Source organism: Pseudomonas sp. TCU-HL1 (assembly GCF_001708505.1).
GTDB lineage: Bacteria > Pseudomonadota > Gammaproteobacteria > Pseudomonadales > Pseudomonadaceae > Metapseudomonas.
The window spans coordinates 6,022,335-6,034,991 of the sequence record NZ_CP015992.1 but is presented as its reverse complement, the minus strand read 5'-3'; the positions used below and the strand labels follow the sequence as shown (position 1 = coordinate 6,034,991).

The window sequence follows — 12,657 nt, the reverse complement described above, 5'->3', positions numbered from 1 at the left end:
ATCGCGCCCGCGTTTCAAGACGGGCGCTTGCCAACATCAAGCCGCTGCTAGGCGAGAAATGACTCGTAGACTACTGCAGCCAACTCTCGACGGTCTGGGCCCCAAATTCTGCTTTCCAAGCTTTCAGCACACGATGGTTTCCACCCTTGGTTTGTATAGCTTCGCCCGTGTGTGGATTTTTGTAGGTCTTGATTTGGCGTGCCCGACGTTGACCAGCTGCGTGAGACTCCTTGCGCACGCTGACCTGCGGATCCAACAAAGCAATGATGCCACGGAGGCCAATGTCGTACTCCGCCATCAGAGCCCGCAATTTCGACTCGAACTCAATTTCACGCTTAAGGCCTACATCACTCTTCATCGCATCCAGTTGTTTAAGCTGCTCAGCAAGCTGAGCCTCAAGCGCTTTAAACTCTGCCAGTTTCGACATGTCAACTCCTTCCTCGCAGGTACCGTACTGTCTTCTGTAATCCTACACTGCTCACTTGGTAAATCACACCTATACCACCGAGAATGCAATGCCATGCTAAGTTTCGCGGAATTTCTCTTTTCGACAGCAACAATCCGGAGCATAGCCAATTGGTTTGATTCGCTGGTTATCTAACTGGACTGGAAAACTGGTACCGGCTATAAAGATGGAGTTTATTATTATCGTGGACCAAGGAAGAGCATGCCCGAGGTAAACCTGGAGCGACTGAATGAGTTCTGCGAAGCGTGGCTGCGCAAAGCTCAAGCCTGTGACAATTCTATTGCAGGGGTTTTTGATCGATTCTTTGCGCTGTGGATCGTTTTCAATCGACTCTACGAAGAATCGGCCAGAATCTTGATCAATGAAAATGACCAAAGTATTTTCCGGTTTCGGTGGAAGAACAAGAAGCCATACGGCCCTCCCCCGGATCGTATGGCGGCTACTATATTTATAGTGCGTTTTTGCGGCGAGAACACTTTACGCTCGGCCCTTACTGCAGCGAGGCGGATGGAGAATGCACTGCATTTTATAGAATCAGGCCAACTCTACCTGCATGAAGACTACACGACCGGTGAACCAGACTACGATAGAGACCAGAAATTGGTTCAGTGTTCCCGCCAAGGCGATATCCAGGCACTCATGGCTTTGATCTACCAGGCGCGTTGTAACCTCTTCCATGGTCAGAAAGCGTACTCCGATGCGCAACGACCACTATTGGAAGGGATGAACGAGGTACTGCAGATCGTTATCCGATGCGCTCAGCAGAAAATGCAGCAACGAACTGAAGCTCAACCAGAACGATTCACGCTGTGAACGAACAATCACCTTTGCCCTGCAGGTCCAAATGATCTTCGCGCGACGTTATCTTCAACGTGCTCTCAATGATCTACGCTCGATCATCGACTCGAGCACCGTGAAATCGCTGGCCCATCGCCTGAACCGGCCAGGCAAAGATCGACTTGCCGTCATGTGGGAGGTTGCCGTTCTGCATGCACTGTCCGGCCTCGGGAACCTTCGCTGCGAACTCCCGCTCCCGTCTGGGCGCTGCCCCGATCTGGCGTTCGATAACGGAGACTTGGCTTTTACCGCAGACATTACCGTGGTTTCAGATGAGGGGCTGGACGAGCAGAATCCATTCCAAGAATTAAGCAATCTGATTGAAGCCTGCAAGACTCGACTTGGTTTGCCAATAGGGGGGATGGAGCTTCGCGCCGGCGACTGTCGGGAATTGTCTGCCCGTGGCACCAAAACACGGCTCAAGCTTCCGCCGGCCAACCGTCTTGCTGAATTTGTTCGAACGCAAGTTGAGCCCCAGCTAAAGGCCCAGATCGCTGCAGGAAATAAAATTCTCGAATTTGAGGTTGAAAATGAATCTACATCTATTCAAGTCACGATTGATCCAAGCCGGTCGCCATATAATTCAGGATCGCATGCCGCCTACGACATTCCCACAATTAAGGACCGGAACCCACTCTTTAACGCGTTACGCGCCAAAGCAAAACAACTCCGTGGTGCCGAGGGGATCACTGGCATAATCGTGGGTGATGGCGACAGCCGAACGCTGTCCGACTATCGATCATTTTGGAATGAAGTCAGCGCCAAAACCATAGCAGAAGACTTTTTGCGCCAGCACACATCGGTCAACTTTGTCCTTTTACTATCTGTACGAGAAGGCCGAAGAAACTGGCTCGACAATAGAGACGTAACCTATAGCATGCACGGAGCTTTGATAAATAACAGATGCCATGATATTTCACCTGGACTGGAACTATTGCTACGGGAAATGGTTTCACGATTCCCAAGCCCAGTATCAATGCCGGTTAATGGTGCGACGCAATCACGCGACTCGGGCTATGGATTGGGATTTCACGGAGGTCATGAGATGTCAGGAAATCGTGTCAGAATTAGCGCAAGGGAGTTATTGGAAATCCTTGCCGGGCGTTGCACAGCACAGGAGATGAATTTACTCCATGACTGGTCATCTCTCGGAAGCCGAGATGTCATCAACGCGCGTTTCAACCCCTTTGAAGTATTCCTCAATGAGGGGCGTCTGCCTTCTTCCGTTACAGTTGTTCCCGGCGGAGAGGATGAGTCTGATGACTGGCTGGAGTTTGAGTTTGGCAACTCAGACCCTGCAATTAGTCCATTCTATTGAACGCCGCAACCCAATTTGGCGTCCTGCTGATGAGGGCTAATAATAACGGGACGAATACGGTCTTTCTGATATTTAGCAAGGCCGAATAACTGCAATGGGCCGCCCGGCAGCTGACGGTCTCTGGCGCCGCAAAGTACTGGGCTGAAGTGGAGTCAGACAATGTGGAGTAAGCGGAGGAGAACAGAGGTTTCGGACTGGGTGGCTAGGGTAAGAAATTCTGCTTCTGTCTCAGCTCTTAAGTAACGCCTGCCATCATGGGACTGCCAACTTAAGCTCGCGGTAGACCTCAGTGGGTCCCTATCATCGATTAATATTAGTATCCTCCGAAGGACCTCCAGGGCGAGTTGGATTTCGTCGTTCAGAGAGTTTTGAGTGATGAAGGCGCCAGGGGAGTTCTCGTCGGTGGGTACTTGAAGTGCGCCAGTGACCGGGTCGGGACCAAGATGAATGGCGGCTCCGATTCGAGTTGGGCGCCCTCGCGTAGCGAATGTTAATCGCTCCTTGAGATCCTCTAGCATGATTTGAAGAAGTTTATTTCTTTGCTCTAGGTCAGCGAGAGTCCGCTTGAACTCCAGAGAGGGTATGTCCAACTTCGAATCTGGGAAAGGAGTGCTTCTAATTGGCCTTGACAGAAGCTTCGTCTGATACTCCCTAATTCTTAAGTCAACGTACATCCTTGCTTTGGAATTGCTATTCGCGATTGTGCTGTAAGCTGGTCCGCCAAAATTGGCAATCCCTATGCGCGAAATCGAGGACTTGCTCATTGCCTCGTTAGACTGCTCAATGAGGTCGCAAGATAGTTTGCAATTTTCAAGTGTTCGTTTCAGCTTGGGGCTGGACCCGTCATCGGAGAGCGTTTTAAGAAAGAGTTTCTCTGATTGGGTGATGTCCATAGTATCGCCTCTAGATCGATTCTACGAAAATTAATCACTTGATGCGGTGGGACGTAATTTTATTGGTTTGAGTTGATACGTTAACTCTGAACAAGTGTTGGTAGCAGCAGAATTAACACAAAGGCTCTTAATTTTTTCCACGAGTACCTTGTCAAACCCGAGTGGAGTTCCGGTGCTGGCCGCTGATTGAATTTTGTCATCACCGAAGATATCCGAAACTAGACTTGCCAAAACTGTGGTGAGACGATTTTGAGACGGTTCGGATCGTGGCGTATTGAAAAGTAGAAGAATTTCAGTGTCCTCTATTGCAAATATTTTATTGAGAAAATCCGCAACCAGCATTCGACTGTCCTCCGGGAATTCAAGGCCATTTCGAACGTAGCATAGCGATTGCTCAAGAATAGTGCGGGACAGCGTGAAATCGTTTCCTTTGATTATTTCAGGGCTCAGATCGACAAACTCGGAATCACCAATAAGAATCATTGGTTGTTTCTGAGGTGATTCATTAATTTGGATTTTTAATGCGTTTGAATCGTTATAATCGCGCCACCGCTGGTACCATTGCTGAACGACTGGGGCCAATGATTCGTCTTGATCAGCAAAATGCTTTTTGGACATCGACAGGCGAGCCTTAAGGTTGTTGAGTCGTCTGAGTTCTTTCGCAGAGAGAGACTCTGGTTTGGCTAGTTCTATTTCCTGGATTTGATGGCTAAGTTCCTTCAGTTCGCTGAGAGCTGCTTTGCGCTCTCTCGATTTTCGTCGCAGAAGTAACATTAATTTGTTTGCTTCCAATGCTTGCGACATCAAAAAATCAGGCCCTGTTCTATAGAACCTTCCACCAGCACATCCACCAAGCTTGCGTTCAAATTCGATAGATATACCTTCATCTGGGCTCTCGCGCTCTTTGATTGCACAAACTTCGCAGCTTGGCCCTTTCCCTCCCATGATACAAAGTCCGCCAGGAACTGGTGCAAGGGAAGCGAAATCAAAGGGAATATCATCTGTGCATTCTTGTACCCTTGAGCTGAGGGGGATGAAATTCGTCCCTTCAGACTGGATTCTTAATCTTTCAATGACAGTCTCAAATCCATCAATTAGGTCGCCGTTTACCATCGCATCGATTATCTTTCCACGGATATGCATTGGTGTGGTCTTGAAGTAGCGCATGGTCATAACAATGGTGGAATGTCCTGCTATGTATTCAGAGACCAAGTGTGCAGGCACTCCCAATTCTATAAGGCGACTTATTCCTGCCACGCGCAGTGAGTGTATGTCGAACTTCGCCCGCCTATTCTCAATAGCTGTGGTTATATTAGAGGTGACATGCTCAGTAAGGATGTCTACCTTCAATCCGATTTCTTGTTGAATTTTTCGCTCCACGTGGAGGCACAGAGCATTGTAAAGCTTTTCAAGTTGTGTTTTTGAAATAGGGAGGCTGGCACGATGGACCGTCCCATTTGGCCAGGTAACGTTAATTTCATTACCAATCTGCCTACACAGAGGGACAAACCATGGTAGACGCAAGCGTACGTCCGCATCATGTGGGATCAGAACTGAGTCTTCAATTACATCTGCAAAAGTTAATGGGCTTGGATGCGGGTCAAATTTTTCTACGAACTCATACTGATAACGAAGCACTTCATAGACTCGAGAAAGCTGCTGCCCCTTTTGTTGTATTTCTTCATTATCACTCAGCATGAGTGTGATTCCGTCAGGCCACGGCAAGGCGTACCCGCTGCACTGGCCATTCGACCAAATTGCAGTTTTGTTCGTTGAGCACCAAATGATTGGTTCAAAGGCACCAGTCAGGAAGTCCTGCTGAAGCTGAACAGCAGCTGACGGTGAGCCATAAAATTCTTCGTGTGACATACCATTTGGATATCGGAACTGGCTTAGTGGGTGGGTGTTGATCTTGATTTTATTGTCGTTGAAGTCGAATAACATACGATCAAGTAGCCCTTGATCAAGCCATCTGGCCTGTTTTCCTCTCAGTGGAGCCAAAAGTAATAGAGACAACTCTACAGACGAAGATGGATTCCAGATCCAATGGCCGTCTTTTAAGAACCAAGCGGGACTCTGGCTTTTTCTTTTATCTGGATAATTTTCTTCAAACCATTTTCTTGCCCACGCAAAGGTAGGCACTTTAACTATAATTTTGGTTGGGTGCTCTTCGAGAATTGGATTGCCTGTAAAGTCTAGAATTAGCTGTCCTTTGTCGTTATGTTTGGGTAGATAAATTGAGCGCTCCTGCTCGACGAGGCCTAACAATTCTTCGATTATCATTTCCTGAACGTCCTCCAGGAGACGACTTCGAGGAGTCTTTCCGGTCTTGGAGGCTCTTTTGAATGGGTTTGGTATGTCTGCAAAAGGATTCCGTAGCTTTTCCGGAAGTTCTGGATAGCCCGCGGGCTTGTACAGCTTTGAGAGATTTATTGTGCGGTCAAAAATGGTATTGGTTGCAGCCCAGCAAGAGGAGGCGCGATCTGAGGTTGTGGATAACGAGGATTGTCTTTCGGCAAGAAAACTTCTGAAATCGTAGTTGTTTCCTGGCTTATGGATATCGTATAGATCTAACGGGCTGATATAAAACGGGTTTCTTATCCCGCGAATTATTCCCCATTCATGGATATAGTCGAACTGTTTTCTGCTAGACAGTGATGAGTTAGGGGTTGCCTTTATCCAGATATCAAAAAATAGTTTCCACCCGCCAGTCAATGATTCATTAGCCCATTCTTCCGAATATTTCTTTGTTTTGGAGAGCCTCGCTTTGCGAGCAGTGGAGTGTAGAAATTCAAGCGGGAATGGATGGGCGCTATCATGGGCCTGCAGAAGTTTCTTGATGCTTGATTTTCTATTAACACCGCCTACGTCACATGGCACGTGCTCTAGGATATCCTGTGGAGTGTCGGCGATATCGCGCAATGTGCTGCTTGCATATAATGTGGCGAGCCAGGATGGATAATCTTTCTGGTAATTTAAGAGATTATTCCACTCCGGGATATTCTTGAGTTGTTTAGATAGCACGGTCAATGCGCTTGTGAAAAAATTTGTACTTTGGGGGAGAAGCCAATAGAAATTTAGGGAGCCAAGCATCAACCACTTGCTGCAAGCCATTTGGAATTTTGTCCAGACAAGCCATGCGCCGGAAGAGCCTGTTGAGCGAAGATAATCGTATAAATCAGGTGATAATCGTTTGAGTGCTTTTCCTGCTGGAGAAGCGATAAGAGACTTCCGAGCTTTGTCGAACGGTTCCTTCTGTTTGCCGACATCATCAAGCGTAAAGCCTTTCGGAGTAAAAGTACTGTTCTTAGTGTTGTGGATAGTCAACAGATCTTCCAGCAAACTTGACGGCTCCAAATCTGAAAGCGCATCAGTCGGGAGGAGGAGGGTGGCGTGCTCACATATTATGTTGTGTGCGTAGTTTGATCGGAATGCTTTAAGGCCTAGCCCCAGTCCGTCCGAGGTCCATGCGTCCTTTATTGCTTGAATGGCATGGTCTTCACCGCCAAGGCTGGAAACTAAGTTCTCTAGGGTTTGTGTTGTGTAGATCTTAGATCCTTTTCGGCATGCATACGCCTTAAATTGCGGTAGATTATCCCAGCGCAATATTGAATATCCTGGCTTTGAGGGCTTTATGTGGCCTTCGTAGCTCAGCCAAGATTGAATGTTTGAAAGGTTGAATTCAGAGATCAGTTTGATGACATCGCTTGTTGCGAGGTTTTCTCTTAAGTACAGGATTTTTTCAGTTTTATTGACCTGAATGATTTTTCCGCTCCAGTACCCACTCAGACAGGTTGCATCTGGATGCAGTGCGATTTCGCTGTGAAGCTCTGTGGGCATTTTATTGCTAGCTAATTATCAAGCGCAGAACGCATTTGGCATGTATACAACCATGCTTCATGCTGGTCGTTAGTCCAGTGTGGAGGAAATACAATGGAGGCGACTCTTGCGAAGATGGGCGACGAATTGATTTTTGAACTTTCACTCGTTTTCAAGTAAGCGGCGACAATCGCCTGCCGAATGCGGTCACCGCTGGGGCTATAATAGATCTCGGTTGATGTAATGTCGGCGTGGTGCATAAGGACTTGGGTCTGTTCGAGCGTCAAATTCAGTACACTTGCGCAGTAGTAGCCAAAGAAGTGTCTGAGGCTATGCCATGATAGGCGTTGATTGATGTCTAATTTTTTCTTTATCTTTCGCCAGACCGATTTTAGTGCGGATATCGTTAGAGGCATTCCATATTCAGCACTATTCTCAATTTTAATGAATAGCCATGGGTGTCTTAGGCTTATGAATTCATTGGTGTATGGGTTTCGGTTAAGATATTTTTTTCTATACTCTTCGAATAGTTTGTACCAGTAAGCGCCGATTCTCGGATCGCACCACCAAACATAGTTTTTATCGTATTGGTAAAATTCAGTATTTAAGAATGGATTGACTTGCTCAGCTGCGCTGAAGGTCATGCCTTTGAAGCCCGCATGAAGCCCTTGGTTTCTGCGATCCAGCTCTGAGCGCGGGGCCAGATTTCGAAAGTAATGAGATCTGGGTAAATCAGAGTTAACTATTCTCCAGTGTTTTTCGAAGTATTCGGCCCTAGTCCCACAGACATTTCTTCCGTTCTCATCAGCCCATTCGCACATGCCTGTATTAGGATCTGCCAGCCTAATTCTGGCTTGACCCATGATGTCCATTCCTTCTACGTCATCGCGGAAGAGGTGGAGTGGTTCTGCTCGCCGCAAACTCCCGCCCAACATTATCAATATGATGAGTTTGTCTCTTGGGTTGGTGGTTGCATTTTCAACTAGTTCGATAATTCTGTGGGGAGGAAATGCCTTTGGACAGCTTCTGTAGTTATTTCCTTTCTGGTTTGATTTGAATTTGCTTGCAATGCTTTCATCAGGAATCTCTCTTTTGTTCGATCTTGCGTTGTTTAGATGGATCAGCATGTCCCACTTTTCTCGATTCTTAAAATCTTGGAAGCGTTGCCATGCGCTAAGAAATACCTCTTCGGTAGGACTTAGTCTTGCAGTGTTATGGAATGCCGATTGCCATCTATCAAATTCAGTTATCGCGCGGAGGTAGCCCATAAGAGTACTCTTCTTCGCACTAGAGCTATGAGCCAATGGTTCCCAATTAAGCCCTAGGTAGCGAAGCCAATCATATCTTTCTCCGCGTTTGATGCAGTATTTATCTGTGCCAAATTCTTTGGCGTCAATAAAGTCGGCGATTAGATTGGCGGATTCAGATTCCGACAAGTGGCGAGTGCCATATTTGGCGCAGGTGAAAGCGTAGAGATGGCACAGCGAACGGACAATGAGTTCTAGTTTGCTATGGCCGGTATTACGTAGGAGGAGGTCATAGATGAACTGGTTAATTACATATCCGGGAAGTCCATTCGCCAGATAGACCAAGGGGAACTGGCGACCTTCAAAGTCTGTGTCATAGACCCAAACGATCTCGAACCACGGGTTATAAGCCACTGGCTTTTTCCTGAGTTTCGTAAATAGGTTGAGTGAGTGTAGTGGCCTGCGCCAAAAGACTTAGACGATCTTTGTTGGACTCATTTAATTAATATGCTTAGGCATCGGCTATAGCTCAGTGTCCTAGGCGAGCTAAGCCCATGCGTTCGGAACCCACGAGAAACGGTCCATGGGACAACTCCGGGAATCGGAGGCTTGGACTGTCTGTCGGAGGACAACAGGTCTCCTTTTGCCAGAAATGTAAATCTATAAGGTGCCCCTAACGCCCTGATGCGCCAGTGTGATTTCGCCCGGCTTGGGGCGACTGCCGCCGCCCACCAGTGCGGCGCCGGACGCGCTGTGATGAGGCTGACGAAAGGGGCGTTGCGGCCAGCTTTGCAGTGGCGCATGACTGACAACCGAATGAATGGCCGCCACCTCCAGCGCTTCCTGCTCTTCCAGCGGCGGCAAGAGGCCGGGCAGGCGGCTGGCCAGTAGCGTTTTTCCGGTTCCTGGCGGGCCGCACAGCAACAGGTTATGGGACCCGGCAGCGGCCACCAGCAGCGCGCGCTTGGCGGCGACCTGGCCCTGGACTTCAGCGAGGTCGGGGTAGGGCGGGCGTTCTTCCACTAGCCCATGGGCCTGGTAAGGGGCGAGCGGCGTATGGCCGGCAAAGTGTGCGGTCAGCTCCAGCAGGTGCCTGGCGGCCAGAACTGTGAGGCCGCCCGCGAGGCTGGCTTCTTCGGCATTTTCCCGAGGGACGATCAGGGTGCGCCCCGCCGCGCGGGCGGCCATGGCAGCGGGCAATACGCCCTGCACCGGACGCAATGCACCAGAAAGTGCCAGTTCGCCGAGGCACTCGACCTCTTCAAGAGCCCCGGCCGGCAACTGGCCGCTGGCGGCCAGAACGCCGAGTGCGATGGCGAGGTCGAAGCGGCCACCGTCCTTGGGCAAATCGGCGGGTGCGAGGTTGAGGGTGATGCGGCGAGGTGGGAAGTCGAAACCGCTGTTCAGGATCGCGCTGCGGACGCGGTCCTTGCTTTCCTTCACGGCGGTTTCCGGCAGGCCCACGAGGGCCAGGGACGGCAACCCGTTGGCGAGGTGTGCTTCGACAGTCACGGCAGGGGCTTCGACGCCAACCTGCGCGCGACTGTGGACGATGGCCAGGGACATGATCACTCCTTGATCGGCCCGCCGGTCGGACCGGGGTTACTCGGCCGACGGCGGGTTCAGCTTGGCATCCAGCTCCGCGACTTTGGCCTCCAGGGCCTCCAGGCGCGCTCGGGTGCGGGCGAGCACCACCATCTGGCTGTCGAACTCGTCGCGGCTGACCAGGTCGAGCTTGCCGAAGGCACTCTGCAGCAGAACCTTGAACTGGGCCTCGACCTCGGTGCGCGGCAGCGGGCTGTCACCGCTGAACAGGCGCGAGGCGTGGGACGCGAGGGTATCGAGCAGGGCTTTGGGCGGCAGCATGGTGGGGTTCCGTAGGTGAATGGGCGGGAGTCTACCACGGGGCTCCGGCAAGCCGGGCTGGCGAAGGGGTGCACGCTTTTTGAGCAATGCCCTGGGGCGCTGCGCACCTCTTTGGTGCGATCTCGTGCGCGCTCTCACGGTGCCAGCAGGGCAATCGGCCAGTATCTGTTTGAAAAAACGCACTTTGTCTGGAGCTGGCAAGCTTTCTGCTTGGTGGTGAGCGACGCATGCACCGATGCAGTTCCGGTGCACCGGGCGAGGCGGGGGAGTGTTTCGCCAGAAGCGGTTGGTTGACGTCGGAGTGCCGTGTCAGGGCGGGCCGACGCGTTACAAAAGCCAGACACTGCGCTTAGACTTGAGCCGGGTTCGCGTTTTTCCTGGGGCAAGTCAACCAAACACGGGAGAGAGTTTCATGAAGCTAGTCACTGCCATCATCAAGCCGTTCAAGCTCGACGACGTGCGTGAGTCGTTGTCGGAGATCGGCGTGCAGGGCATCACTGTCACCGAGGTCAAGGGCTTCGGACGGCAAAAGGGCCACACCGAGCTGTACCGCGGCGCCGAGTACGTTGTCGATTTCCTGCCGAAGGTGAAGATCGACGTGGCCATTGCCGACGACCAACTCGATCGCGTCATCGAGGCCATCACCAAGGCTGCCAATACCGGCAAGATTGGTGACGGCAAGATTTTCGTCGTCAATCTGGAACAGGCCATCCGTATCCGTACCGGCGAAACCGGCACAGACGCGATCTAAGCCGCCGAACCCCAACGCCCCAGGAGAAAACAACATGACTCTGCGTAAAGCCGCAGGGCTAGGAGCCCTTTTGTCCCTCGTTACCCCCGGCCTGGCCATGGCCGCTGACGAGGTAGTGCTGAACAGTGGTGACACGGCGTGGATGATGGTCGCTACTGCGCTGGTGCTGTTCATGACCATTCCCGGCCTGGCGCTGTTCTATGGCGGCATGGTGCGCTCCAAGAACGTTCTCTCGGTGATGATGCAGTGCTTCGCCATCACCGGCTTGATCAGCATCCTGTGGGTGGTCTATGGCTATAGCCTGGCCTTCGATACCACCGGCATGGAACAGGGGGTGATCAACTTCAACTCCTTCGTGGGCGGCCTGTCCAAGGCGTTCCTCAGCGGCCTGAACACAAGCAGCCTGGTGTACGCGATACCTGAGAGCGTGTTCATCACCTTCCAGATGACCTTCGCCATCATCACCCCGGCCCTGATCGTGGGTGCCTTCGCCGAGCGCATGAAGTTCTCCGCCATGCTGATCTTCATGGCTGTCTGGTTCACCTTGGTCTATGCCCCGATCGCCCACATGGTGTGGAGCGGCAATGGCGGCCTGATGTGGGACTGGGGCGTGCTGGACTTCGCCGGTGGCACCGTGGTGCACATCAACGCCGGTGTGGCTGGCCTGGTGGCCTGCCTGGTTCTGGGCAAGCGCAAGGGCTACCCGACCACTCCGATGGCTCCGCATAACCTCGGCTACACCCTGCTCGGCGCCGCCATGCTCTGGGTGGGCTGGTTCGGTTTCAACGCCGGTTCCGCCGTGGCCGCCAACGGCACCGCTGGCATGGCCATGCTGGTTACCCAGATCGCCACCGCCGCCGCTGCTCTGGGCTGGATGTTCGCCGAGTGGCTGACCCACGGTAAGCCGAGCGCACTGGGTATCGCGTCCGGCGTGGTTGCCGGTCTGGTCGCCATCACCCCGGCTGCCGGTACCGTCGGCCCGATGGGCGCCCTGATCATCGGCCTGGTGGCTGGCGTGATCTGCTACTTCTGCGCCACCAGCCTGAAGCGCAAGCTGGGCTACGACGACTCCCTGGATGCCTTCGGCGTGCACGGCATCGGCGGTATCGTCGGCGCCCTACTGACCGGCGTGTTCGCCGCTCCGGCCCTGGGTGGTTTCGGCAGCGTCGAAGACATCGGTTCCCAGTTCCTCATCCAGCTCCAGGGTGTGGTGGTGACCGTGGTGTACACCGGCATCGTCACCTTTGTGATCCTCAAGGTGCTGGACGTTGTCATGGGCCTGCGCGTCAATGAAGAGGAAGAGACTGTTGGTCTCGACCTGGCTCAGCACAACGAGCGTGGCTACAACCTCTGATCCCGTTGATTTCCCCGTTCGGCAGTTGCCGGCGGGGACGTCGAGAGGAAATCCTGAAAGGGCGCCGCAAGGCGCCCTTTGCTTTTTTAACGGCCGCGCTAGAATG

General features: G+C 51.9%; 8 protein-coding genes and 1 pseudogene. 4 read left to right on the top strand and 5 right to left on the bottom strand.

The features are described from left to right. Positions 1-70 precede the first annotated feature (70 nt). On the bottom strand, positions 71-427 hold the full coding sequence (locus THL1_RS27565; RefSeq protein ID WP_069086211.1) for a histone-like nucleoid-structuring protein, MvaT/MvaU family: 357 nt from the start codon (positions 425-427) through the stop codon (positions 71-73). A 240-nt stretch (positions 428-667) separates the two neighbouring features. On the opposite strand from THL1_RS27565, the gene THL1_RS27560 reads away from it, so the two are divergent. Beyond that, entirely contained in the window at positions 668-1,279 is a 612-nt protein-coding gene (locus THL1_RS27560; protein ID WP_069086210.1) for a hypothetical protein, read from the top strand. A 31-nt stretch (positions 1,280-1,310) separates the two neighbouring features. Beyond that, positions 1,311-2,621 carry a hypothetical protein gene (locus tag THL1_RS29375; protein ID WP_083246028.1) on the top strand — a complete coding sequence of 437 codons (1,311 nt, stop codon included), beginning with the start codon at positions 1,311-1,313 and terminating at the stop codon, positions 2,619-2,621. A 923-nt stretch (positions 2,622-3,544) separates the two neighbouring features. Here THL1_RS29375 and THL1_RS29995 read toward each other — a convergent pair. The 4 genes and pseudogenes from THL1_RS29995 to THL1_RS27540 form a co-directional block, all read right to left on the bottom strand. Then, a complete protein-coding gene (locus THL1_RS29995; protein WP_145928400.1) occupies positions 3,545-7,354 on the bottom strand; it encodes a VPA1269 family protein in 3,810 nt (1,269 codons plus the stop codon). Positions 7,355-7,365: 11 nt separating this feature from the next. Then, entirely contained in the window at positions 7,366-8,994 is a 1,629-nt protein-coding gene (locus THL1_RS29370) for a site-specific integrase (RefSeq protein WP_083246027.1), read from the bottom strand. A gap of 261 nt (positions 8,995-9,255) precedes the next feature. Then, positions 9,256-10,146 (bottom strand): annotated as a pseudogene (locus tag THL1_RS27545) (YifB family Mg chelatase-like AAA ATPase); the annotation flags it as partial. Between the two features lie 36 nt (positions 10,147-10,182). Then, positions 10,183-10,446 carry an accessory factor UbiK family protein gene (locus THL1_RS27540; RefSeq protein WP_069086207.1) on the bottom strand — a complete coding sequence of 88 codons (264 nt, stop codon included), beginning with the start codon at positions 10,444-10,446 and terminating at the stop codon, positions 10,183-10,185. A gap of 412 nt (positions 10,447-10,858) precedes the next feature. Between THL1_RS27540 and glnK the strand changes: the two genes are divergently transcribed. After that, positions 10,859-11,197: a P-II family nitrogen regulator gene (glnK, locus tag THL1_RS27535; RefSeq protein WP_003457590.1), complete on the top strand. Its 339-nt coding sequence runs from the start codon at positions 10,859-10,861 to the stop codon at positions 11,195-11,197. Positions 11,198-11,231: 34 nt separating this feature from the next. Further along, positions 11,232-12,551: an ammonium transporter gene (locus THL1_RS27530; protein ID WP_069086206.1), complete on the top strand. Its 1,320-nt coding sequence runs from the start codon at positions 11,232-11,234 to the stop codon at positions 12,549-12,551. Positions 12,552-12,657: the final 106 nt, after the last annotated feature.